General features: G+C 60.7%; 19 protein-coding genes and 2 pseudogenes. 16 read left to right on the top strand and 5 right to left on the bottom strand.

Annotation, left to right across the window (positions count from 1 at the left end):
* Positions 1-6: 6 nt before the first annotated feature.
* Both ETW24_RS02850 and ETW24_RS24660 read right to left on the bottom strand, forming a co-directional pair.
* The gene (locus ETW24_RS02850; protein ID WP_129369656.1) at positions 7-675 is read right to left on the bottom strand and encodes an IS3 family transposase; all 669 of its coding nucleotides are present in this window, start codon (positions 673-675) and stop codon (positions 7-9) included.
* Between the two features lie 8 nt (positions 676-683).
* Entirely contained in the window at positions 684-977 is a 294-nt protein-coding gene (locus ETW24_RS24660; protein WP_129369655.1) for a transposase, read from the bottom strand.
* 100 nt (positions 978-1,077) lie between these two features.
* Here ETW24_RS24660 and ETW24_RS02840 point away from each other — a divergent pair, with 100 nt between their 5' ends.
* From ETW24_RS02840 to ETW24_RS02800, 10 genes and pseudogenes are all read left to right on the top strand, one after another.
* Positions 1,078-1,578, top strand: a complete 501-nt coding sequence (locus ETW24_RS02840; protein WP_129369654.1) for a substrate-binding periplasmic protein — start codon at positions 1,078-1,080, stop codon at positions 1,576-1,578.
* A gap of 64 nt (positions 1,579-1,642) precedes the next feature.
* On the top strand, positions 1,643-2,422 hold the full coding sequence (locus tag ETW24_RS02835) for a substrate-binding periplasmic protein (protein WP_129369653.1): 780 nt from the start codon (positions 1,643-1,645) through the stop codon (positions 2,420-2,422).
* A 43-nt stretch (positions 2,423-2,465) separates the two neighbouring features.
* Positions 2,466-3,482: a taurine ABC transporter substrate-binding protein gene (tauA, locus tag ETW24_RS02830; protein WP_129369652.1), complete on the top strand. Its 1,017-nt coding sequence runs from the start codon at positions 2,466-2,468 to the stop codon at positions 3,480-3,482.
* Positions 3,483-3,525: 43 nt separating this feature from the next.
* A complete protein-coding gene (locus ETW24_RS02825) occupies positions 3,526-6,225 on the top strand; it encodes a response regulator (RefSeq protein WP_164982676.1) in 2,700 nt (899 codons plus the stop codon).
* A complete protein-coding gene (locus ETW24_RS02820; protein ID WP_129369650.1) occupies positions 6,222-6,617 on the top strand; it encodes a response regulator in 396 nt (131 codons plus the stop codon). Before ETW24_RS02825 ends, ETW24_RS02820 begins: the two co-directional genes overlap by 4 nt.
* Positions 6,583-7,020, top strand: a complete 438-nt coding sequence (locus ETW24_RS02815; RefSeq protein WP_205877343.1) for a response regulator — start codon at positions 6,583-6,585, stop codon at positions 7,018-7,020. Before ETW24_RS02820 ends, ETW24_RS02815 begins: the two co-directional genes overlap by 35 nt.
* Complete coding sequence (locus ETW24_RS02810; RefSeq protein ID WP_205877341.1) at positions 7,017-8,063, top strand: adenylate/guanylate cyclase domain-containing protein; 1,047 nt, start codon at positions 7,017-7,019, stop codon at positions 8,061-8,063. The genes ETW24_RS02815 and ETW24_RS02810 overlap by 4 nt, the downstream gene beginning before the upstream one ends.
* A 349-nt stretch (positions 8,064-8,412) precedes the next feature.
* On the top strand, positions 8,413-9,072 hold the full coding sequence (locus ETW24_RS24655; RefSeq protein ID WP_254695687.1) for an IS110 family transposase: 660 nt from the start codon (positions 8,413-8,415) through the stop codon (positions 9,070-9,072).
* A gap of 23 nt (positions 9,073-9,095) precedes the next feature.
* Entirely contained in the window at positions 9,096-9,452 is a 357-nt protein-coding gene (locus ETW24_RS24650) for a transposase (RefSeq protein WP_254695686.1), read from the top strand.
* 401 nt (positions 9,453-9,853) lie between these two features.
* Positions 9,854-10,893 (top strand): annotated as a pseudogene (locus ETW24_RS02800) (IS481 family transposase).
* 161 nt (positions 10,894-11,054) lie between these two features.
* Here ETW24_RS02800 and ETW24_RS02795 read toward each other — a convergent pair.
* A pseudogene (locus tag ETW24_RS02795) lies at positions 11,055-11,885 on the bottom strand (transposase); the annotation flags it as partial.
* Between the two features lie 489 nt (positions 11,886-12,374).
* On the opposite strand from ETW24_RS02795, the gene ETW24_RS02790 reads away from it, so the two are divergent.
* The 6 genes from ETW24_RS02790 (at position 12,375) to ETW24_RS02765 (ending at position 19,687) form a co-directional block, all read left to right on the top strand.
* Positions 12,375-13,358 carry an ABC transporter substrate-binding protein gene (locus ETW24_RS02790; protein WP_129369648.1) on the top strand — a complete coding sequence of 328 codons (984 nt, stop codon included), beginning with the start codon at positions 12,375-12,377 and terminating at the stop codon, positions 13,356-13,358.
* Between the two features lies 1 nt (position 13,359).
* On the top strand, positions 13,360-14,397 hold the full coding sequence (locus ETW24_RS02785; protein ID WP_129369647.1) for a FecCD family ABC transporter permease: 1,038 nt from the start codon (positions 13,360-13,362) through the stop codon (positions 14,395-14,397).
* Positions 14,394-15,410: a FecCD family ABC transporter permease gene (locus ETW24_RS02780; protein ID WP_129369646.1), complete on the top strand. Its 1,017-nt coding sequence runs from the start codon at positions 14,394-14,396 to the stop codon at positions 15,408-15,410. The genes ETW24_RS02785 and ETW24_RS02780 overlap by 4 nt, the downstream gene beginning before the upstream one ends.
* Positions 15,410-16,207, top strand: coding sequence for an ABC transporter ATP-binding protein (locus ETW24_RS02775; protein WP_129369645.1), 798 nt, complete (start codon positions 15,410-15,412; stop codon positions 16,205-16,207). The genes ETW24_RS02780 and ETW24_RS02775 overlap by 1 nt, the downstream gene beginning before the upstream one ends.
* Positions 16,208-16,218: 11 nt before the next feature.
* Positions 16,219-17,271 (top strand): siderophore-interacting protein, encoded by a 1,053-nt coding sequence (locus tag ETW24_RS02770; protein ID WP_129369644.1) that lies wholly within the window; start codon positions 16,219-16,221, stop codon positions 17,269-17,271.
* Positions 17,272-17,656: 385 nt separating this feature from the next.
* Positions 17,657-19,687 carry a TonB-dependent siderophore receptor gene (locus tag ETW24_RS02765; protein ID WP_164982675.1) on the top strand — a complete coding sequence of 677 codons (2,031 nt, stop codon included), beginning with the start codon at positions 17,657-17,659 and terminating at the stop codon, positions 19,685-19,687.
* A gap of 86 nt (positions 19,688-19,773) precedes the next feature.
* On the opposite strand, the gene ETW24_RS02760 is transcribed toward ETW24_RS02765, so the two are convergent.
* On the bottom strand, positions 19,774-23,640 hold the full coding sequence (locus ETW24_RS02760) for a non-ribosomal peptide synthetase (protein ID WP_129369642.1): 3,867 nt from the start codon (positions 23,638-23,640) through the stop codon (positions 19,774-19,776).
* Complete coding sequence (locus tag ETW24_RS02755) at positions 23,637-23,834, bottom strand: MbtH family NRPS accessory protein (protein WP_129369641.1); 198 nt, start codon at positions 23,832-23,834, stop codon at positions 23,637-23,639. Before ETW24_RS02755 ends, ETW24_RS02760 begins: the two co-directional genes overlap by 4 nt.
* Between the last annotated feature and the right edge of the window lie 98 nt (positions 23,835-23,932).

The following is a 23,932-nucleotide window of genomic DNA, read 5'->3' as shown; positions in this document are numbered from 1 at the left end:
AAGATGTTATCGAGGAAGCGCCCCTTGCCATCCATCCGCTGCCCGGCAGCGCATGTGTGCATGCGCGAGAGGGGAGATCCGCACGCCGGATCGGCGCAATCTGCTCGTCCAGGCAAAAGATGTGAACTGGCTGCCCTGATCCGTATTCATGATTTCCGGCGGGCCAAACCTGGCGATGGCCTCGTTCAGTGCCTCGACGCAGAAGTCTGCTTCCAGCGTGTTCGAAAGGCGCCAGGCCAGCACCTTTCGGGTGTGCCAATCCATGATCGCCGCCAGATACAGAAAGCCCCTGCGCATTGGCAGATACGTGATGTCGGCACACCACACCTGATTGGGACGCTCCAGGCGTAGACCACGCAACAGATAGGGATAGGTCTTGTGCCCTTTCGCTGCTTTGCTGGTGTTTGGTTTCTGATAGGTCGGCATCAAGCCCATCAGCCGCATCAAGCGTCGGATGCGCTTCTCGTTCACAAGGTGCCCGTCGTTTCGGAGGTGCCAAGTCTTCTGGCGGACACCAAAGAACGGCGTTTCCAGGAACTGTTCATCGATCCGGCGCATCAACATCAGGTTCATCGCCGTCTCGCCCTTGGGCGTGTAGTAAAACGACGACCGCGAGATCGACAGCAGCTTGCACTGCTTGCCAATCGACAGGTTGGCATTGGCAGGCTCAACCATCTTGCGCCTCACTTGCCGGTCCACGGCATGAGCTTTCGTGACAAAAAATCGTTGGCGACAGCCAGCTCCCCGATCTTCGCGTGCAGTTCTTTGACCTGCTCCTCGTCGATCTCTGGGGACTTCTTTCCGCCGCGTTCAAACACGCCGGACGCGCCTTCCAGCAGAGCGCGTTTCCAGCTGTGGATCATCGTGGGATGGACGCCGAATTGGCTGGCAAGCTCAGCCGCAGTTCGCTCACCCTTCAAAGCCTCAAGCGCGGCTTTCGCCTTGAACTCGGGCGAGTGGTTCTTCCGTTTCGACATCTCTGATCTCCTCTTCGTCGAAGATCAGCAGACAACAAATCATAGCTTACGTCAGTGTCCGAAATTCAGGGGGTAGCTCAAATTCGTCGAGACCCAACGTGTGGACGCGGGCCTTTGTGGTACGAGAACCGAAGAGCGTGAAGACTTCAACCATTACCCGGACGAGCCGTTACTGAACTATGATGCAACGCTTTTCGTGCGCATGGATTCCAGCTTGACCACTTCCGACCGTAGCCCGCTCTCCGGAAAATCCTTTGCGCTGGTAAAAGGGTACAGCTACGGAGGCATCGACAATGAACTTGAAGCGGACGGCATGTCGCGCGTCGAAGCCACGGGTCGCGAAAGCATGATCAAACTCCTGACGCTTGGGCGGGTCGAAACTGTTCTGGATACGACCCTGCCATTTCTTGCAGATGCCAGGCGGTTGGGGGTCGAAGATCAGGTCCGACCTCTCTTGCCAAGCCTCGCTGAAACGCCGGGATATTTGTTTTTCAGCCGGAAACCAGGTCACGAGACGCTTGCAGATAGGTTTTCGAAAGCCCTGACTGAGTTCAAGACGACACCTAAATTTCTTGCCATAAAGCAACGATATGGGTTGTAATGACGTAAGGTAACGATGCGCCGTTCGGTCTGCGTTGCCACAAAAAATTGGGGGGATTTTTTTCATGTTTACTGCGATGTCTCAGACATGTCGCGCGGCGGCTGCGATCTTTGCACTGTCATGCGCGTCGCCAGCTGTGGCGCAGGATCAGATGACCCACATCTCGACGCTGGATTGGCCACCCTACACCGGCAGTGATCTGCCCAGTGGCGGAGCGACGACAGAAGTGGTTCGCGTGGCCTTTGAGAAGGCAGGGTTCATAACAGATGTTGCCTATCGCCCATGGAAACGTGCGATCGATATGGCAAAAGATGGCAAGGACGGAGTCATTGCATACTTCCCTGGATATCATTGCCGCCACCAGGAAGGTTTCATCGCATCCGATCCGATCGGCAATGGCCCTTTGGGATTTGCTGAAAATGCGGCTGCGCCAATTTCGTGGGACAGCCTCGATTCCATCGGTGAACAGCAGCTGAAGATCGGAACGGTCCTCGGCTACGCGAATACCGACGAATTCGATCAAAAAGTCGGAACCGGTTGGATCCTGGCGGTTCCGTCAAACGACGATCTTACGAATCTGAAGAAACTGGTGCGCAAGCGCATTGACGCCGCTGTCATAGACAAATTCGTGCTTGAATACCTCAAAGCGACGGAACCAAGCCTGAAATCAAACCGAGATGACCTGCAATTCAACGCCACCCCACTGGAAGACAAGACGCTATATCTGTGTTTCCGCGATGACGGGGATGGTCGTGCGATGCTCGAAAAATTCAATGCGGGACTCGCTCAGGTGAATGCGGACGATATCGCGGAGAATTACTTCGCGACTGCGTTTTCGCAATGAAGGCGGCTGTTCGGCGCCGGGTCAGTGACTTTGCAGGCGTGAGATGAAAGCGGTTCGGCGGGTGATGTTGGCCCTGTTTTGCGTCGCGCAGTTGGGTGCGCGCGGGGCAAGTGCGCAGGACGATGTCACGATCGGCTACCAGCTGATGTATAATCCTTGGAAGACGGCGATCGTGAGCGGTGAAATCGAGCAAGCCGTTGGCCAGCCCGTGGCATGGCGAAAGTTCGAGTCCGGCGCAAAGGTCATCAACTCGATGATTTTGGGCAATGTTCAGATCGCGCAATCCGGGTCAAGCCCGATTGCCGCCGGTATCAGCCGGGGCCTGGACATTGAGGTCGTCTGGATTCTGGAAGATATAGCGGCGGCGGAAGCACTGGTTGTTCGGGACGGAGCCGGCGTAATCGCGCCTCGGGATCTGGCGGGCAGGACCATCGGCGTGCCTTTCGCTTCAACCACACATTTCCACCTTCTTTTTGCGCTCGAGCAGTTTGGGATTGAGCAGAAGGATGTCGATATACGAAACATGCAACCTCAGGAGATCGCGGAGGCGTGGCAACGTGGTGAGATCGACGCTGCCTTTGTCTGGGATCCGGCATTAAGCGAAATCAAGAAGTCCGGGAAAGTGCTGATCACCTCTGGTGTTCTGTCAAGCTGGGGGAAGGCCACGTTCGATGCGATGGTTGTCGACAGGACATTCGCCGCCCAGAACCCGGATTTCATGTGCAAATTGATCAAGACCGTTGCGGCTGCGGATGCAGATTATCTCGCCAATCCTTCGGCCTGGACGTCGGGATCGGATCAGGTCGCCGCGATCGTCAGCCTGGCCGGTGGTGATCCCGAAAACGTGCCGGTGGTTCTGGGCCTTTACGATTTTCCAACGCTCAGAGAACAAGCATCGCCGCGCTGGCTTGGCGGCGGCGGCGAGGGAGGTGTCGCCCAGGCGCTGAGTTTCACTGCAGAGTTCCTGCGCGAGCAGGGTAAAATTCGCAGTGTCGTAGACGATTTCGCGCGGCATGTGAATCCTCGTTATGTCGAGATGGTTCTTGAGGGCGCGTGTTGACGGACAAAAGCAAACATAGCGTGCTGCGTACAGAGTGTATTTGATGAAGCAAAAGCCAGGAATATTTTCGTTCAGGTCGATCCGGGCAAAATTTCTTGCCGTTGTGACGCCGCTGGTTCTTGCATCGACCGTAATTGTTTTTGGGCTTTTTGAATTCAATGCGCAGCGCGAAGCCGAAGACCGGCTCAATAACAAGCTCGAAAAACTGGTCGCAATCCAAAGTGCCGTGGTTGCGGAATCGATGTGGAACGTTGCCGACGAGCAGATCAAGCTAATCCTCAAAGCCCTTGCCATTGATCCGGATATCTCGGGCGCGGCGGTCTATGACGATCAGGACATACTGGTTGCGTGGATTGGAAAGGTCGAAGATCTCGAGCAGGAACAGTTCTTTGCGGAAAAAGAAATCGTCTATGTGTATGACGATAGCAGCGAGGTCATCGGGCGCCTGGCCATCGCGCTGACTGACGCCCAGATACGCGCCGCTGCACGGCAGCGACTGACGACGGCCGGAATCCTGGGCGCTCTTCTTCTCGGGGCCATCATTTTTAGCACGTTGATCGCAAATCGCCGCACAATCGGTATCCCACTCGAACGGCTCTTGAATTCGATCAACAGTGCCCGCGTCAAAGGTGAGCGCGTTCCGGTGGACTGGCTCAGCCGTGACGAGATTGGCACGGTTGTCGCGGCATTCAACGAAATGCAGAAACGCCAGCAGGCGGATGAGGCGGCGCTACGCAGGGCGCGCGACGAATTGGAACAGCGTGTCGAGGAACGGACCCGTGAACTGGCCGAAGCGACCCTTGCTGCAAAACGAGCCCAAATGCAGCTGTCTCATGCCATTGAAAGCATCTCCGACGGGTTTTCATTGTACGGCCCCGATGATCGCCTGATCATTTGCAACCGTCGATATCGTGAACTCCTCTATCACGGAATCGAAGACATCGTTGTCGCTGGTGCCTCGTTCGATGAGATCATCCGAAGTGCCGCTGAAAAAGGTCTTATCAAGGATGCGCTCGATGCACCGGAGGACTGGATCGCGGAGCGAAACGCGCAGCACAAGAACCCGGGAGAGACACATCTTCAAGAACGTGCGGACGGCCGCTGGATCCGCGTCAGCGAGCGAAAAACCGACGACGACAGCACCGTTGCCGTTTACACCGACATAACTGAACTCAAGGAACGGGAGCAGGAAGCCGAGGAGGCGAACCGTGCGAAAAGCCAGTTCCTCGCCAATATGAGCCACGAACTGAGGACGCCGCTCAATGCGGTGATTGGCATTACCGAGATGCTGATGGAAGATGCCGAGGAATTCGGACAGGAGGACTTTATTGAGCCTCTGGAACGCATTTCGCGCGCAGGAAAGCACCTGCTGAACCTGATAAATGAAATTCTCGATTTATCGAAAATTGAAGCCGGCAAGTTTGAGATGTATATCGAAAGCTTCGACTTGCTGAGCCTGATCCAAGACGCAACGACAACTGTGCGTCCGATGGCCGAGAAGAACGGGAATGAGTTGACCGTTGATTGCCCGGATGATCTCGGGACGATCGCTGCCGATCAGACGCGAATGCGCCAGATCATCCTTAATCTTCTGAGCAATGCCAGCAAGTTTACCGAAAACGGAAGGATCGCTCTGGTGGCGCGGGCGGTGGAGGATGATCGCGGTTCGACGGTTTCGATTTCGGTTACAGATACTGGCATCGGGTTGAGTGCAGAACAGATTAACCGGTTGTTTGAAGATTTCAGCCAGGCCGACAGCTCGACTACCCGCCGCTTCGGCGGCACCGGACTGGGCCTGGCAATCAGTCGGCGTCTGGCGCGGATGATGGGGGGTGACATCGAAGTGCAAAGCGCGCTTGGCGAGGGTGCAACATTTACCTTTCACCTGCCACGCGTGGCAGGTGTCAGTTCGGGCGACGACGACGCATCACCCATGTCCAAGCGCCCGCCGGCGCTGCCGATCAATTCAGCTCGGCGTGACAACCCACGGATCCTGGTGGTCGATGACGACAAGGCGTCCCGTGAGCTGATGCGCGTCATGCTGGCTAAAGAAGGCTACGATGTCGTGACCGCCGTCGATGGCCGGGACGGACTCGAACTCGCGCGCAGACTGATGCCCTCTGCAATCACACTCGATGTCGTGATGCCGGAGTTGGATGGCTGGGAGTTTCTCAAGGAGATCAAGTCAGACAAGGAGACCGCCGCAATTCCCGTCATCATGGCAACCATGACCGAAGAGCCCGATCGCGGTTTTGCTCTGGGCGCGTCTGAATACATGACAAAGCCGATCGACCGCGAAAAGATGAAAGCCTTGCTGTCAAAATACCATCCGCAGGACCGGACACCAGAGGTGCTGGTAGTCGAGGATGATCCCGATGTACGCGACGTTTTACGCGGAATCTTCTCCAAGAACGGTTGGGACGTCACTGAGGCGGAGAACGGCAATATCGGGATCGAGCGCCTGAATGGATGTCAGCCCGATCTCATTATGCTTGACCTGCTGATGCCGGAAATGGACGGTTTTCAGTTCCTTGAAGCGCTTCGTCAACGCCCTGAATATGGCAGGATAACGATCGTCGTGCTAACCGCGGCAAACTTGACGCCGGAAGATCACCAGCGGCTAAATGGCGGCGTCACGCAGATCGTGCAAAAAACAGATATTGGTCGGAGCGAGCTCTTGGCCACGATCCGTGAGATCATTGTAGAGAACACACCGCAACCCACGCAGGAGGCCGTGGGATGATCCGAGTGCTTTACATTGAAGACAATGAAGACAACATTTTCCTGTTCACACGTCGGTTGGGCAAACATGGTTTTGAGGTCCTGATTGCCCGCGACGGCGCGGTCGGTCTGGAAATGGCGGGCACGACCGATCCGTCCATTATTCTGATGGACCTCGATCTTCCCATTATTGATGGTTGGGAAGCCACCCGTCGGCTGAAGGCAGCCGCCGCCACCCGCGATATTCCGGTGATCGCGGTGTCGTCCTATGCCATGCCCGAGGATCGCAGGCGCGCGATAGAGACCGGATGCTCGGATTTCTTTTCAAAGCCGGTCGATATGAAGGCACTTTGCGGCCGGATCGAAGTCCTCGCAGAGCATGGTCGGCAACCAGGTTCAGGCGAAGGTCATTGACCGAAGAAAAGGAGTTGAAGTGGGAATGGTGAAAATCCTTTACGTCGAGGACAACGAAGACAATGTCTACATGCTCACAAAGCGGTTAGCCCGGAAAGGATACGAAGTTGTCGTGGCGCCCGATGGCAAACAAGGTGTGGACATGTCACAATCGGAAATGCCTCGGTTGATCATCATGGATTTGGGTTTGCCTGTTCTTGATGGCTGGGAAGCGATCCGCCGAATCAAATCGAACGCTGCCACGTCGGACATCCCGATCATCGCGCTGACAGCGCATGCCATGGCCGAGGATCGCGCAAAAGCACATGATGCCGGATGCGACGATTTCGACACCAAGCCCGTCGACATGCCACGCCTGCTCGGCAAGATCGACGCGCTGCTCCAGGCGAGGCAAGCATCTTGACCTCGGATGGACCAGCTCTTCTCATTGTCGATGATAACGAAGACAACCGCTATACGCTCCTGCGGCGCTTGAAGCGCGAGAGCTATGAGAATGTCGATGTGGCCGAGAATGGCCAGGAGGCGCTTGATCTGCTCGGAAAGAAGCCATACGACCTCGTGTTGCTTGACATCATGATGCCGGTTCTCAACGGGTATGAAACGCTGGAGCGGATGAAATCCGACATGCGCCTGCGCTCAATACCGGTCATTATGATTTCCGCCGTCGATCAAATTGAAAGCGTTGTGCGCTGTATCGAAGCCGGTGCCGAAGACTATCTCCCGAAACCGTTCAACGCTGCGATCCTGCGTGCGCGTATTCGCGCCAGCCTCGAAAAGAAGCGCCTGAGAGATAAGGAGGCGGGCTACATGAAACAAATCGAGGTTGAAAAAAAACGCGCCGACGACCTGCTCCATGCGACCCTGCCAGCCGCCGCGGTTCACGAACTGAAATCCACCAATTCTGTAAGACCGCGTCATTTTGAAGATGTGGCGGTTTTGTTCTGCGACGTTGTGAGTTTCACGAGTTATTGCAACGACAATTCGGCAGAAAATGTTGTATCCCATCTTCAGGATCTGGTCCGCGCCTTCGAGGACATCGCGACCCGGAACGGGTTGGAAAAGATCAAAACGATTGGGGATGCCTTCATGGCAACCGCCGGGCTGTTGAACCATGTCGAAAGTCCTGCGAAGGCCAGTGTTCAGACGGGCCTGGACATGATTGATGCCGTGGCGGAACATTCCTCTGGCTGGGAAATCCGGGTCGGCATTCACATAGGACCGCTCGTTGGTGGAGTCATCGGCCAAAAGAATTACGCCTTTGATATCTGGGGAGATACCGTGAATATCGCCGCCCGCATCGTCGGTCATGCCGATCCTGGAACGGTGCTTGTGAGCGAGGCCGTATGGCGAAACTTGCACGATGCGTTCGACGGCAAGTCAAAAGGTATGGTCGAACTGAAGGGAAGAGGATCGCACGAGTTGATCGAATGCGCGTGCACTCGGTAGGGAGCCTTGTTGCGCACGCTCCGTTTCGCCCGATCACCCTTAGATGCCACCTGGCGATATGTACCCTTGGCGGCTTCCGCAAGTTTCTTGGTTCTGAGAAAGTCCCTGCACATATATCGAACCGGAGTTGGTATGTTTCAAAAAGTTGCTGGAAATCACGTCGGCAACCCTGTTGAGGCTCTGTATTTCCGTTTTTTGTCCTCCGATCTTTGAGAGGTGCGCAAACCGACAATCCCTGTATTTGCATTCGTAGCGATCGACATGGTGTGTTTGCGGCGGCCGCTCTCCCTGGGCGAACGAGGTCCGGTAAGATGGGCCTCAGCGAAACCAGCCGTGAAGGAGAACGACCATGTTGCATTATGTTGGTCTGGACGTGTCCGTCAAATCCGTGTCGATCTGTGTTGTTGATGGAGAGGGTAAGGTGCTTGCGCGCGGCGAAACCAGTTCGGATCCGGACGCAATCGCATCATTCATTTCGGAGCACACCGCTGAGCCCGAGCGGATTGCGCATGAGAGCGGCATTCTGGCCATCTGGCTTACCCGCGAACTGGAGAAACGCGGCCTTCCGATCATCTGCATTGATGCACGCCTGACGCACAAGGCGCTGTCTGGGCGGATCAACAAGTCCGATACCGGTGATGCCGAAGGGCTGGCGCATCTGGCCCGCACCGGCTGGTTCAGCCGGGTTCACATCAGAAGCGAGGCGTCGGAGCGGGTTCGCGTGCTCATTGGCGCACGGGAGCGCCTGATCAGGATGCGCAAGGACCTTGAAGCGCATGTTCGCGGTGTGCTGAAGGTTTTCGGGATCTGTATGGGTTCAGTTGGCCGGGCAAACCTGCGGCAGGGCTTCCGTGATCAGTTCGCTGAGGCCGGTCAGACCAACCCGGCACTCGGCGTGATGGCCGGCATGTTCATCCCGATCCACAGGGCCCTGTGCGCGGCTGCGGAAGCGATGGATGAAGATCTCAGGCTCATAGCGCGCCAAGCGGCCTTGCCCGCCGCCTCATGACCGTCCCGGGCGTTGGGCCTGTCGTGGCGCTGTCTTTTTTCGCAACCCTCGACAACGCAGGCCGTTTCCAGAGATCCCGAGACGTCGGTGCTTTCCTCGGCCTCACGCCGCGGCGGCATCAATCCGGAGACATGGACTGGCCCGGACGGATATCGAAATGCGGAGACCGTGATCTGCGCAGATTGCTCTACTCCGCTGCAACCAGCTTGATCACCCAGGTCAGAAAGCCGTCAAAACTGCGCGTGTGGGCCAAGAAGCTGCAAGACCGAAAGGGCTTCAAGAAAGCTGCGCTGGCGGCATCCCGAAAACTCGCCGTCGTCATGATGTGCATTTGGCGCGACGGGACAGATTTCGAACCGGAAAAGGAGCTCATCACCTGACAACCAACTGAGATCCCGCCCACCAGAGACAGGGCGGGTTCAGCGTCCTTCGGGACGGCGGCGGATCAAGCCAGTCAAAAGCGGCTGAAGGAGCGTGACGCTCACTTCGCGAATGACATTCTGGCTGGTCAGCTCCCGGACGCCATCAGGAAGCGGAAACACCGACTTCGTAGAGAACCAGGACCCCGAACGGCAATAGAACCCGCACTTGACGATCCCGCAAACAGAGAGCCGCTTCGGCGGGTAGCACCGCGACTTTGGATCAAATGAATTAGTCTCGATGTGATCTGACACCGCCCCCATTTTTTCAAATTGGATTGGGGGCGGTGGTTCCCTTGAAGGGAGATGGTTGTCCGTTTTGATGGTGGTGCCAACCAAACCATCGAAACGAGGAAACCACGATGTTGAATACTACCGACAAGATCATCAAACACAAAACCGGCCTGCTGAATCTGGCCGAGGAACTGGGGAATGTCTCGAAAGCCTGTCAGGTGATGGGCTATAGCCGGGATACTTTCTATCGCTACAAGTCAGCCGTTGAAGAAGGCGGCGTGGAAGCGCTGTTTGAGCGCACCCGGCGCAAGCCCAATCTGGCAAACCGGGTGGACGACGCGACCGAGCAGGCCGTCATCAAATCCGCCACTGATTTCCCGGCCTACGGTCAGGCCCGCACTTCGAACGAGTTGCGTAAGCTGGGTGTCTTCGTCTCACCCTCGGGTGTCCGGTCGATCTGGCTGCGGCACGATCTGGCGAACTTCAAGGCCCGGCTGAGGGCGTTGGAAGCCAAGGTGGCCGAGGACGGCATGATCCTGACCGAGGCCCAGGTGCAGGCGCTGGAGAAGAAGAAGCTCGACGATGAAGCCTGCGGCGAGGTGGAAACAGCCCATCCCGGCTATCTGGGATCACAGGACACGTTTTATGTCGGCACCCTCAAGGGCGTCGGGCGGGTCTATCAGCAGACTTACGTGGACACCTATTGCAAGGTGGCGCATGCCAAGCTCTACACCACCAAAACACCGATCACCGCAGCCGACCTGCTCAATGACCGAGTGCTGCCATTCCATGACGAGCACGACCTGCCGGTGCTGCGGATCATGACAGTCGCGGGACGGAATACTGCGGGCGCGTCGACAAACACGATTTCCAGCTCTTCCTGGCGATCAACGATATCGACCACACCAAAACCAAGGTGAAATCACCGCAGACCAATGGCATCTGCGAACGGTTTCACAAGACGGTGTTGCAGGAGTTTTATCAGGTCGCGTTCCGCAAGAAGCTCTACGACAGCATCGAAGCCTTGCAGGCCGATCTGGACGAATGGCTGCACCACTACAACCACGAGCGCACTCATCAGGGCAAAATGTGTTGCGGCAGAACGCCGTTTCAGACCATGATCGAGGGCAAAGAAATCTGGAAGGAAAAGTTCCTGAACCAAACTTGACCTGACAGACGCCGCCGGAAAAACGGCCAACTGTCAGATCACATCGGAACCACTACAGATCAAATCGTCCAAGGGCAGCCTTTGGGCCGGACTAACCGCCATCCATGTCGGCTTTCGGTACATGGACGAAACCGCTTTCGCGGTAATGGCGCTTGTTGCGGATAGGCGGTGTCCGCTGCGGCCCGATCAGGCTTCAGGCCAAAGCGCTCTTCCGTCCGGCCGGTCATCTTGCGCATGGCACCCGCCTCTGCCTGCCGGATCGAGCGGCTGGCATCCACGTCAAGAATGATCCCATGATCCGTGTCGATCAGGTAATTGTCTGAATAGGCAAAGAATGCAGGTCCTTTGCGAGCCGCGGTCCATTGGCTGGCGGGATCGGCATGTGCCGTGAACTTGGGTGTTGTCTCACCGGCCGCACCGAATGCTGCGTCATCGAGAGTGTCGAGATACTCGCGCACCGCCCGTGATATATCATTGGGATCGATCTCCCTGGCCACCCATTCTTCGGGATTGCTGGAGTTCTGCTTCTGAACATCCGCAACAATCAGGCTGGCATCCACGGCGACCCCCTGGCCACCGACAAGCCCTTCCGACACGCATCTTTCAACAGTCGTCTCAAAAACATGACGCAGCAGATCACTGTCGCGGAAGCGGCCGTGCCGGTTCTTGCAGAATGCCGAGTGATCCGGGATGCGGTCAGTCAGATCAAGGCGGCAAAACCAGCGACAGGCCAGGTTCAGATGCACCTCTTCGCAAAGCCGCCGTTCGGATCGGATGCCAAAGCAGTAGCCAACCACAAGCATGCGGATCATTGGTTCAGGATCGGCCGATGGTCGGCCCGTGCGGCTGTAGAAACCCGCCAGATGACCCCGGATGCCGCTCAGATCGAGATGCCGGTCAATCGATCGCAGCAGATGACCTTACGGGACATGCTCCTCCAGAGAGAACTCGTAAAAGAGTTCGGCCTGCGCCGCCTGCATCGGTCCCGTCATCGCCAACCCTCCCGTTCAATGCGGATATTGAATCAGCCACTTAATCGCCGATCAAGTAGGAGTTTTTCAACGACATCAGCCCATGGCATATTGACCCCGGATGAGGCCTGTGAAAGCAAAACAGAACCCATGAGAATGGCAGCCTGATGTGAAACCCTGATCCACCTTAAACGGGCTGCAAACAGGTCAAAAAAGCGCGACCACCTCTGTTCAGTAGCGGCCGGAATCACAGCATCAACCGGTCTTGCCTGAACAAGCAGAACGGCATTCGCTTCGTGCCCCTGGCAAGAGTTGGTGCCGCAAGCTCCTTGACCGGGGAATTGAGAGTGTATATCGGGTCAACACCATACATCAAAAGCGTATTAGCAAGATTACAGCCACCTGAACGAAGGTGCAGAGTCCAGTCAAACGTTAAAATTTCTACTGCTGAAGACAGCTGAACGAAACTTTAACAACGGGCGGTGCCCGCCTTTGGACTTAAAATCGGCTATGCGTCTTGCCTTTGCCTGCCTTATGGTTTCCTTGTTTGCTGTTGCTGCTGCGGCACAAAGCTTCCCGGTGAGGCTTGAAACCCGTTTCGGAGACGCAACCGTCCCGGCAAAACCCCGCCGCATCGTTTCAATCAGCTTTATCGGCCATGACTTCCTGCTGGCGCTTGGTGAAACCCCGGCCGCCTTGCGGAATTGGTATGGCAACGATCCTTCCGGCGTCTGGCCCTGGGCCCTGGAGGTAATGGGTGAGAGCCGCCCGGCGGTCTTAAGGGGCGGCATAGATATCGAGGCGGTTGCCGCGCTTGAACCCGATCTGATCGCCGCCCAGTGGTCTGGCATCACAGAACGGGAATATGCCCTTTTGTCCCGCATTGCCCCCACCCTTGCACCACCGGCCGGGTTTGGTGATTACGGTACCCCCTGGCAACTGATGCTGCGGCGGCTCGGCGCTGCCACTGGCACAACGGACCGGGCGGAGGCGGTAATCGCACGCATCGGCAAGCGTTTCGAGGAACTGCGTGCAAGCCATCCCGATTGGCAAGGCGCCAGCGCTGCCATGGTCTGGGCCGGGCAGACCGGAGCATTCACCAGCCGCGATATCCGCGGCCGCTTCCTGGAAGATCTCGGCTTTCAAGTGCCCGCTGAAATCAACACTGCCGCAGGCGTCAACAGTTTTCACGCGCTGATCCCGGCCGAAGCCCCCGCACCTATCGACGCGGATGTGCTGATCTGGCTCGACTACGGCGGTTCTGCATCGGAGATTGCCCGGATGCCGCTGCGCCCGACCCTGCGCGCCTACAGGGAGGGCAGGGAAATCCACGCCGATCCGCTACTGGCCGCTGCCCTCTCCCACTCCAGTCCGCTCAGCCTGGATTACGCGCTCGACCGCCTGGTACCTCTGCTGGAGGCAGCAGCGGACGGGACCCCGGCGACACCGGTTCCCGGAATGGCCGAGGCCGGGCTTCTGCCTGGGGGATCTTGATATGCCTGACACCGCACTTGCCCTGGCAGCTCCGCGCCGCCGCGCCGCCCTCTCCAGCCGTGCGCTTTGGCTGACTGGAACGCTTGTGGCATTGGTACTGCTAGCCGCAGTATCGCTGCGGCTGGGCCTGCGCCCTGTCAGCTGGGCCGAGGTCTGGCAGGCTATGATCGCTTATGACCCGGCCAGCGCCGAACAGATCGTCATCCGGCAGATGCGGCTGCCGCGGCTGTTCGGCGCTGTCCTGACAGGAGCCGCGTTGGGAATTTCCGGAGCGCTGATCCAGGGACTGACCCGCAACCCTCTGGCCGACCCGGGCCTTCTCGGCATCAACGGCGGCGCCGCGCTGGCGGTGACCGGATGCATCCTGCTGCTGGGCATCACCGATCCTGCGGTTTTTGTTTGGGCCGCCCTTGGCGGCGCGCTGGCGGCCGCCCTGTTGGTGGCCGTGCTCAGCGGCGGTTCTCTGGCCAGCCCGCTGAGGCTTCTGCTGGCCGGCGCCGCCATCAGCTCTCTGTTCCTTGCTCTTACCCGGGCGCTGCTGCTGGCCAGCCAGCAGGCGCTGGATGTTTACCGTTTCTGGGTACTCGGCGGATTTGACGGGATCCAAACACAGACAATCGCAGCGCTCGCTCCCTTTTTCGTTTTGGGCACGCTGGCGGCGTTGGCGGCGGCGTCAGGCCTCGACGCCTTGCTGCTGGGCGAAGACAGCGCCCGTGGCCTGGGCGTGCGCACCGGCGCGGCGCGGCTGCTGGCCGGCGCCGCAATCGTGTTGCTAAGCGGCAGTGCCGTCGCCCTTGCAGGCCCGATTGCTTTTGCGGGTCTTATCGTGCCGCATCTGGCCCGCTGGGCCGCTGGGCCAGGCCTGCGCTGGGGCCTTGCCCTGTCTGCCCCCTTTGGTGCCATTCTTCTGCTTGGAGCCGATCTGGCCGGTCGTCTGCCGTTCTTTGGCGGCAGCCTGCAGGCCGGGGTGATGACCGCGCTGCTGGGCGGGCCCGCATTGATCTGGATGGTACGCCGGAACGGAGCCCGAAGCCTGTGAACTGGACCTTTCGTATCGCCTCCCTCTCGCTGCAGATCCCGCGCCAGGCCCTTCTGGCAGGTGCTCTGCTGCTGGCCATGCTGCTGGCGCTGGCCGCATTTGCAGCACAGCTTGGCAGCTACCCTCTTGGCCTCACCCGCAGCTTACAGGTGCTTGCAGGTCAGGGCAGCGCCATGGAACAACTGGTTCTGCTTGATCTCCGTCTGCCGCGCATCTTGTCAGCTCTCGGCGCCGGAGCCGCATTTGGCCTCTCCGGGGCTATCTTCCAAGCGATGCTGCGCAACCCGCTCGCCTCGCCCGATGTGATCGGCTTCAACGCCGGCGCCAGCTGCGGTGCCCTGACGGCGCTGATCCTCACTGGCGGCCTGGTGCTGCCCGGTGCAATTGCCGGGGCGCTGCTGACCGCCGCCGCCGTCACCCTGCTGGCGTGGAAGGGCGGGTTGTCCCCCGCCCGGCTGATCCTCACCGGCATCGGTGCCGGTCTCGCGCTCAGTGCCACCGCCGACCTGCTGCTCAGCCGCCTTGATATCCAAAGCGCCGTCAGCATGGCGCATTGGCTCACCGGCTCGCTGAACGCACGCAACTGGGACGACGCGGTCCAGGTCTGGGCCGGGCTGGCCCTGCTGGCGCCCCTGGCGCTCTGGCTGCAGTTCCCGCTCGCCCGGCTGCCCCTGGGTGAGGAGACCGCCGCCGGGCTGGGCCTGAACCTGCCTGCGCTGCGGCTGGCGCTCACCGTGACCGGCACCCTGCTGGCGGCACTGGCGGTCAGCACCACCGGGCCGCTGCCCTTTGTGGCCTTTGCCGCGGGCCCCCTCGCCCGCGCGCTTAGACCCGGCGGGCACCCTGCCCTGCCAGGCGCGGCTCTTGCAGGCGCGCTGATCACCCTGCTTGCCGACACCGCTTCCCGTGCTCTGCCCGGGATCCAGCTGCCCGCCGGCGTTTTTACCGCCCTTGCCGGCGCACCGCTGCTGATCTGGATGCTGCTGCGCCACTTCCGCAAAGGACCGTTCTGATGCTCAAAGCCTCCAACGCCCCAAACGCCCGCCTGCGTGCAGAGAACCTGTCGGCTGCCTATGCCGGGACACAAGTGCTCACTGACCTGAACGCAGAAATCCCCGATGGCAGCATTACGGTCATCGCCGGCCCCAACGCCTGCGGCAAATCCACCCTGCTGCGTGCCCTGGCACGGCTGCAGCCTGCCGCCGCGGGCCAGGTCGTGCTGGACGGCAAGGCAATCCACCGTCAGCCCAGCCGCTCTGTCGCGCAAAGGCTGGCGATCCTGCCGCAATCCCCCGCAGCCCCCGAAGGGCTGACCGTCCGCGACCTTGCCGCCCGCGGCCGCACTCCGCATCAGTCGCCATTGCGGCAATGGTCCCGCCAGGATGCCGCCGCCATTGATCAGGCGCTGGAGCGCACCGGCATGACCCCCCTTGCCACATCGCCGCTTGAGTCGCTTTCCGGCGGCCAGCGCCAGCGCGCCTGGATTGCCATGGCGCTAGCCCAAGACACCGGTATTCTGCTGCTGGACGAACCCACCACCTACCTTGATCTGCCGCATCAGATCGAGCTTTTGAAACTGGTGCAGGCACTCAACCGCGAGACCGGGCGCACCATCGCGATGGTGCTGCACGACATCAACCTCGCGGCGCGCTTTGCCACCCATATGATCACTCTCAAATCCGGCCGTGTTCATTGCCAGGGCACTCCGGTCAAAGTGGTCACCGAGACCGTCATGCAGGAGGTGTTCGGTCTCCCCTGCCGGATCATCCCCGATCCGCTGCATGGCACCCCCCACGTGATCCCGGAATGAGGCCCGCACCGATGAACAGCCTTCCCAGCTTCCCCCTGCGGGCCGAGGCCAATCTGCCTGCCCTGCCCTTTGCCGCCGCCCGGCCGGCACTGCGCGCCATGGCGCAAGAGCATGAATTGCCGGTCACCCAAGATACTGAAGCCAGCCTCACGATCGAAGTCCCCGCTTTTGGCCGCTACCGATTTACCGCGGAGGGGACAGGCACCGCGATCCGGGTATCAGCTGCGCTGCCGGACCGGCTCCACATGCTGAAAGAGGGCTTTGCTGAACACCTCGAACACCTGCAGCCTGGCGCGGCGGCTTCACTCCGTTGGCCGGATAATGGCGTAGCAAGCACACGGCCTCCGGATGTGCAATTCACCACCTTGCTCTCCGTCATTCCGCTGGGCCGCAGTTTTCTGCGCATCCGCTTGCAGGCGCAGAATCTGTCCGGCTTTGGCGATGATGCCATCCACTTTCGCCTGCTGCTGCCGCCCGCGGGCTGCACCGATCCGGAGTACCCGAAGCTCGATGCCGGTGGCCGGACAGTTTGGCCCAAAGGCGCCAAGACGCTGCACCGGCCGGTCTATACCGCCCGCAACGTCTGCACCCAAAGCGGTCTGCTGGAATTCGACCTGTTCCTGCATGCCGGCGGCCGGGCCTCTGCCTGGGCGCAAAACGCTGCAGCGGGTGATAAGCTGGCTATCGCAGGCCCCGGCGGCGGCGGCATTCCGGATACGGAAGAGATCCTGCTTTACGCTGATGAGACCGCCATTCCCGCAGCAGCCCGCATTCTCGAAACCCTGCCGCCCGGTACTTGCGGCAGCGCCACGCTGCTTGCGGATGGCGGCGCCGCCTGCGGGTATCCGGTCACCGCCCCGCCCGGCATTTCCTTGCGCTGGCTGGACCGGCGGGCCGGAGACAGCCTCGGCCGCTGTGCCCGGGCGGGCTTCCCGCAGCCCCCCGGCGCCTTCCTCTGGTTCGCCGGCGAAAAATCCGAGGCGCAACCCTTGCGCGCCGCCGCCCGGACCGCCGGCGTGCCGCCTGGCCAAAGCTATATCGCAGCCTATTGGAGCCTGCCGTAACCCAACGTCTTACCGCCGCAACGCCGCGGCGAGGCTCTGGTCTGCAGGGCGCTCCATCTCTCTGCCTGCGGACCTGGCGGAAAATGAAGAGCCGGAAAAACCGCTCCAAATCAAGAGTTACGGCGGTGCCACCGTTGACTCTTCACCCGTTAAATGTATGGTGCCGCCACCCAGGAACGTCCCAGGCAACATTTGCAATTTGCCAACCAATAGGGCCGGTTTCCTGCTGCAGCGCAGCCTGGCCGAAAAACCTGGGACTACAGTGATGACAACCCTACCCTCCCCGGCCGCTACCGGTCGGCCCGCTTTGCGAGCGCTGCTTTGCGGCACCGCGCTTAGCGCCTCTGCGTTCGCCGCCCAACCCGCTACAGCACAGGAAGAGGACGTGCTGGAGCTCGCGCCGATCATCGTGCGTGACAAGCTGCAATATGCCGGCGCCGTCGACAGCTACCTCGCGCCCGCCTCCGAGACCGGCGTCAAATCAGGCGTGCCGCTGGCCGAGGTGCCGCAGTCGATTTCCGTCGTAACCTCTACTGAGCTGGAACGGCGCCAGCCCGCCCAGGTCGAGGACGCAATCAAGTTCACTCCCGGCATCAACCCCTCCACCTGGGGCACTGATGACCGGTTCGACCAGTTCTCGATCCGCGGCTTCGACATGGGCACCAGTGCGCTTTACCGCGACGGGCTGCCGAACAAGGCGCACAATTTCGCCAGTTTCAAGATCGACCCCTACATGCTGGACCGGGTCGAGGTGCTGCGCGGCCCGGCGGGTGTTCTTTATGGCTCCAACGACGCAGGCGGCCTGGTCAATCTGGTCACCAAACGTCCCACATTTGAAAACGAAGGCTCTGCCTATGCCGGCTATGGCAGCTTTGGCGCCGCCGAGGCCGGCGTGGACGTGTCCCGGGTGCTGAATGCCGAGGGCACGCTGGCTGGGCGGCTGACGGTGCTGCTGCGCGACGGCGAAACTGAACTGGACAATTCCCACAACGACCGGAATCTGGTTGCGGGCAGCCTGACCTGGGCGCCCAGCGACGACACCAGCCTGACGGTGCTGTTGCATCTGCAGCAGGACGAGCGGACCCCGCTGCAATGGGTGCCGCAAGCGGGTGTAGAGTATGACGTGGCCCTCGGCAGCCTGCCCGAGAACTTCTATACGCGGCAGTCGGGCTTCAATTCCTATGAGAGCGACAGCGGCTCCATCGGCTGGGAATTCTCGCACCGCTTCGGCGACGGCTTCACTTTCAATCAGAAGACCCGCTACGCCCGCGACAAGATCGACTACCAGCACCTGTACCTCGCCTCGACCGACTTTGCGACCGGCAACATGGGCTATACCGCACAGGCCAACACTGAAGAGGCCTATAACCTGGGCTTCGACAACTACCTGGAATGGAAACGCGGCGGTAACAGCCTGATCGTCGGCGCCGACTACCAGCGCCGCAAAACCGAATACCGCCAGCACCTGGCCTATGGCGCTTATTCCGTCAGCTTCGCCAATCCGGTGTTCGATTTCGACGTCGCCTACCCGCCGCTGTCGGCACATAACCGGGAAGAGTATACTGAAAAAGGGATCTACCTGCAGAACCACCACAAGTTCGGCAACGGCCTGGCTGTCACCGCTGGCCTGCGCCGCGGCTGGTTCGAAAATGAAATCGACGATCTGCTGAATTCCACCGCCCAGTCGCAGAAGAACGCGGCAACCACCGGCATGCTGGGCCTGACCTACGAGATGGCCAACGGCATGACCCCCTACGTCAGCTATACCGAAGGCTTCGTCCAGAACTTTGGTAAAACCATCGCCGGCGCGCCTCTGGACCCCTCCGAAAGCAAACAGTGGGAAGCCGGTTTGCGCTATCTGCCGGAGCACGGCAGCTATATGCTCAGCGCCGCCATCTTTGACCTGCGCAAGACCAACGTGAAGGACTACGACCGCAACGACCCGACCTGGAGCAGCTTTACTCAGGAAGGCGAAATCCGCTCCCGCGGGTTTGAGCTGGAGGCCCGGGGCCGGATCACGGATAATCTGCAAGGTGTGTTCGGCTATACTTACCTGGACACCGAGATCACCAAATCTCTGGTTGCAGGCCTCACCGGAAACGACAACGCCATGGCGCCGCCGCATCAGCTGTCGCTGTGGCTGGACTATGATGCCGCGGCCCTACTGCCGGGTCTCAGCATCGGCGGCGGCATCCGCTACAATGACGATGCCTTCGCCACCCAAAGCAACGCACGGGTGACACCCTCCTACACGCTTGCCGATCTGGCCCTGCGCTATGAATGGCAGGAAATGGAGGTAAACCTGCGGGTCTCCAACCTGTTCGACAAGGGCTACGACAGCGTTTGCTACGACGGCTACGGCTGCTCCCGCGGTGAAGGCCGCACCGTGTCCTTCACTATCGGCAGATCTTTCTGATCAAACAAAAAACAGCGGCACGGGGATAACCCGTGCCGCCTTTGTCCGGCCGGCAGCCGGGGCTTTTTCAGCCCCGGCTGCTGCCATTACACGCCTGCAAAAGCCCGCTCCAGCGCCGCCTTGAAGCGGCCATGGAACAGTTGGTCGCCAATGATGTGCAGATGGTTGGTGCCTGGCACCACTTCCGCCGGTTCGGCGCGCGGGGATACCTGCCGCCAGTCCACCAGGTTCAGACCCCGGCTCAGCGTGTCCCCTGCACTAAAGGAGGCCACCGGCACATCCAGCTGTGCCAGCTGGTACTGGCGAAACACCAGCGCGTTGTCGATCAGCACCCAGAATGTATGCTCACGGCTGGAAACCTCGGGGCCGTCAAAGGGCAGCGGCTCTGCCTCGTTGCCGATGAATCGCAGGAACTGGTCATAGCAGAGCGCATCCATCGCCCCGATCAGGGCGTCCCACTGTGACCGCATCCTGGTCTTGCCCAGCCACGCCTGCAGCTCCGCTTCCAGCTTCGCCCGCTCGTCCAGAGCAAAGCGCGGCACCGCGCCAGGGGCAAAATCGCGGCCCAGATCGCAGACATCCACCATGCCGATCATCCGCAGATCCACCTCGCCCTGCAGTTGCCGCGCCGCCTCCCAGGCCAGAAGACCGCCCCAGCTCCAGCCCAGAAATACGCAGGGCCGCCCGGCGCTTTCCCGGCGGATATGTTCGACATAAGGCGCCACCACATCCTGCACTGACACGTTCAAATGCTTCTCTTCATTGAGCGAATGACACAGGAAGCCGGTCACTGGCTGATCCTCTCCCAGAAATACCGTCAGCCGCAGGTATTCACGGGTCGACACCAGCAGCCCGGGGAAACAATACAGCATCGGCCTTGAGCCTGTACTGCGCAGCGCAATCGCCTGCCGCCCGGTGGCATCCCCAGCCACAAGCCGCCGTGTCAAGGCCCGGACCGTCGGCGCATCAAACAAGTCCGCAATGGTCAGCGCAATGCCCGGCCAGGCTTTGCGCATGCGGGCCAGCACCTTCAACGCGGTCAGGGACCTGCCGCCCATGTCAAAGAAGTCATCGGTCACGCCCATATCCGGATTGCCGATCTCTTCCCGCCAAACCGCCAGCACCGCGGCTTCGGCCTCCCCCGCTGGTGCGGCACCTTCGCCGGCCCGCCGCCGCACCCCCGGCAGCGGCAGTGCCGCCCGGTCAACCTTGGCATTGGGGTTGGTCGGCATCCGCTCCAGCACAACAATGGCCGAGGGCACCATATGCCGGGGCAGCTGCGCCTCCAGCGCCCGCATCAGTTGCTCCTCCTGCACTTCCCGCGGCGCCACAGCATAGCCGACCAACCGCTTTTCGCCGCCATCCTCGCGCAGAAGAACCAGCGCTTCGGAGACACCCGGCTGCTGCAATAGCACCGCCTCAATCTCGCCCGGCTCGATCCGGTAACCATTGAGCTTTATCTGGTGATCCACCCGGCCGAGGAACTCGATGGTGCCGTCCTCGCGCCAGCGCCCTAGATCGCCGGACCGGTACATCCGCGCACCATCCCGCCCGTCCAATTCCGGTGCAAAAGGATCAGGGATGAACCGGTCCGCGGTGGTGCCAGGCCGGTTCACATAGCCGCGCGCAACCCCCTCGCCGCCCAGGTGGATCTCTCCCACCACCCCGACGGGGCACGGCATCAGCTGCGCATCCAGCACATAGGCGCGACGGTTGCCCACTGCCCGGCCCAAGGGCGCATAAGCGCCTTCGAAACGGGTGCCTGCCCGCACCTTCCAAACCATCGGCGTCATGATGGTTTCGGTCGGCCCGTAGCCGTTGATCAGCAGGGGCGCCCGCAGCTCCCGCGACAGCAGGTCAAAGGTCGCTTGCGCCAGCCCCTCGCCGCCAAAGGAATAGAGCCGCATATCCGGCGCTTCGCCGGTCTCCTCCGCCCATTCCGCCAGCTGCTGCAGGTAGGTCGTCGGGATAGAGGCATTATTGCAGCCGTATTTACGCATCGCCGCAAAGCTCTGCTCCGGCGTCCACAGCACCCCGTCCGGGATCACCGCCGAGCCGCCCATCATCAGAGGATTCATCCAGCGCTCATGCCCGCCATCCGAGGAGAACGGCAGGAACGGCAGCTCGCGGCTTTCGCTGCTCATCTCATAAACACGCGCCGTATCCTGCAGATGATCGCTGAGCGGGCCATGTTCCACTGCAACGCCTTTCGGCTTACCGGTGGAGCCGGAAGTATACATGATATAGGCCATCTGGTCCCGGTGGATAGGGACATCCGGGTCCACCTCCGGCTGACCTGCCCCGGGATCATCGTCCAGGCACAGGATCCGGGCCTTGAGCCCCTCGGGCAGCTTGCCCAGGTGGCAGCGGCGGGTGATCACCGCCTGCACACCTGCGTCGCTCAGAATGTGGTGATTGCGGCTTTCCGGATGATCCGGCTCCACTGGGATATAGGCGCCGCCTGCCTTCAGCGCTGCCAGGATCGCCATCACCGCCTCGTTGCCGCGTTCGACCATGACGGCCACCGGCACTTCGGCGCCAACCCCCAGCGCCCGCAACCAGTGCGCCAGCCGGTTGGCCCTGCGGTTCAGGGTGCCGTGGCTCCAGGCCTCGCCACCGCAGATCAGCGCCGTTTTGTCCGGCGTCTGGCAGGCGTGGCCGGCGATGATCTCATGCACCATGCGGGGATCGTTGACCGCGCTGTCCTCATATGGCGCCGACAGCGTGTCCAGTTCCTCGCGGCTCAGCAAGGCAATCCGCCCTGCCGCTTGCTCCGGGTCCGCCAGCCCGGCATTCAGCACCCGCTCCAGATGCGCCAGAAAACGCCCGATCAAGGCAGGCTCGAACAAGTCCCGCGCATAACTGGCCCGCAGGATCACCCTGCCATCACCGCTCAGACGCACCAGCAGCATCAACTCCCCCTGCGCCGCAGGTTCCGGCAATGCGCAGAACGCCAGCCCGTCCGGCAGCGGCACATCCCTGCGCACATGCAGGGTGACGGCTCCCAAAGGATGCCGGTCCGCGCCCTCGCGGCGCAGCATGTCCTGCACCAGAAGTTCCGAAGGCACTGCTCGCGCCCTGCCCCGCTCCAATTCCGTTTGCACCTGTGCCAGCACTGCCCCTGCACTGCTGCCCGGATCAATTCGCAGCCGCAGCGGCAGGATGTCTTCACTGCGCCGCCCAGCCTGCGCCTGTACGGAACCGGTTGCAAAGCGCAGATCCCCCTGCCCGCTGCAGCGCGACAGCACAATACCAAGTACCGCAGCGAACCGGGCTTCCGCTCCGGTGCTTTCACTGTTCAGGGTTTCCGCCAGCGCCGGCTGCAGCACATGTTCTGCACGGCCCCGTGCGACGCCTTCGCTGCCGCCGTGCCGGTGCGGTAAGCGGGCAACCGCACAGGCCGTATCCTCCAGCATCTCCCGCCAGCCAGGCAACTGATCCCGGCCCGTTTCAGCTGCAGCCCCAACCGCTGAAACAGCAACATCCGCCTCTCCCGTCAACGCCCGGGCAAAGCCCAGAGCCACAGCGTTCAGCACCCCTGCATCGCCAAAGGCCGGGTGCAAAGCCACGCCGAACAGATGGTCCCTGTCATCCGTTGCGACACAAGCAAAGGCCCCCGCACCGCCGTCCAGATCAAAACGCATCCCGGCCAGCGCGGCCTCCAACTCCTCTGCCGGGCGTTCCGCCAGTCCAATCCGGTTCCTCTCCTGTTCAGAGCGGCGCATCTCGCCGCCCGCCTGGCGGTGAAGGCGGGCACAAAAAACCGGATGCGCTTCCAGGACGGCTTCCGCGGCCTGACGGACCTCTGCGATTTGCCAGCGCGCATCCGCCCTGAGCAGCAGCACCTGCATCCCGTAGGGCGCCAGCTGCCCCACTTGATCATGGGCGCAAACCTGTTTTTCCCCCGGTGTCAGCTCCATCGCCGCATCTTCAAGCGCCAGCGTGCCGCTCATGCCATCGCCTCCTGCAGTGCTTCGGGACGCGGGTCGGCCCAGCGCGCCTCAATCTCCGCGAGGCAGGCGCTGCGGTCCGCTGGCGTGCTTTTGGCCTGCCACCCCGCAGGAACCGGCAGGTTTGCAGGCCAGACGGACCAGCGGCCTTCACTGTTGCTGACGCAGATCCATTGATCGGGTCCAGGTTGGGTCATCTTCGGGTCTCCATTCATCTCTTGTCCCCGGAAAGACGCAGCACATCGCCCGCAATTCACCCCTCCCAGCAGAAAACTTGCACCTGGCTTGTGAATTT

Origin of the sequence: Leisingera sp. NJS204, from assembly GCF_004123675.1 — a bacterium.
Taxonomy (GTDB): domain Bacteria; phylum Pseudomonadota; class Alphaproteobacteria; order Rhodobacterales; family Rhodobacteraceae; genus Leisingera.
This window is presented reverse-complemented; position numbering and strand designations above follow the sequence as displayed.

Bases quoted from the DNA above. Each gene is read 5' to 3' on its own strand.
- ETW24_RS02850 (WP_129369656.1), bottom strand. From the start codon at position 675: ATGGTTGAGCCTGCCAATGCCAACCTGTCGATTGGCAAGCAGTGCAAG.
- ETW24_RS24660 (WP_129369655.1), bottom strand. From the start codon at position 977: ATGTCGAAACGGAAGAACCACTCGCCCGAGTTCAAGGCGAAAGCCGCG.
- ETW24_RS02835 (WP_129369653.1), top strand. From the start codon at position 1,643: ATGTTTACTGCGATGTCTCAGACATGTCGCGCGGCGGCTGCGATCTTT.
- tauA (WP_129369652.1), top strand. From the start codon at position 2,466: ATGAAAGCGGTTCGGCGGGTGATGTTGGCCCTGTTTTGCGTCGCGCAG.
- ETW24_RS02825 (WP_164982676.1), top strand. From the start codon at position 3,526: ATGAAGCAAAAGCCAGGAATATTTTCGTTCAGGTCGATCCGGGCAAAA.
- ETW24_RS02820 (WP_129369650.1), top strand. From the start codon at position 6,222: ATGATCCGAGTGCTTTACATTGAAGACAATGAAGACAACATTTTCCTG.
- ETW24_RS02815 (WP_205877343.1), top strand. From the start codon at position 6,583: ATGGTCGGCAACCAGGTTCAGGCGAAGGTCATTGACCGAAGAAAAGGA.
- ETW24_RS24655 (WP_254695687.1), top strand. From the start codon at position 8,413: ATGTTGCATTATGTTGGTCTGGACGTGTCCGTCAAATCCGTGTCGATC.
- ETW24_RS02790 (WP_129369648.1), top strand. From the start codon at position 12,375: ATGCGTCTTGCCTTTGCCTGCCTTATGGTTTCCTTGTTTGCTGTTGCT.
- ETW24_RS02785 (WP_129369647.1), top strand. From the start codon at position 13,360: ATGCCTGACACCGCACTTGCCCTGGCAGCTCCGCGCCGCCGCGCCGCC.
- ETW24_RS02775 (WP_129369645.1), top strand. From the start codon at position 15,410: ATGCTCAAAGCCTCCAACGCCCCAAACGCCCGCCTGCGTGCAGAGAAC.
- ETW24_RS02770 (WP_129369644.1), top strand. From the start codon at position 16,219: ATGAACAGCCTTCCCAGCTTCCCCCTGCGGGCCGAGGCCAATCTGCCT.
- ETW24_RS02760 (WP_129369642.1), bottom strand. From the start codon at position 23,640: ATGAGCGGCACGCTGGCGCTTGAAGATGCGGCGATGGAGCTGACACCG.
- ETW24_RS02755 (WP_129369641.1), bottom strand. From the start codon at position 23,834: ATGACCCAACCTGGACCCGATCAATGGATCTGCGTCAGCAACAGTGAA.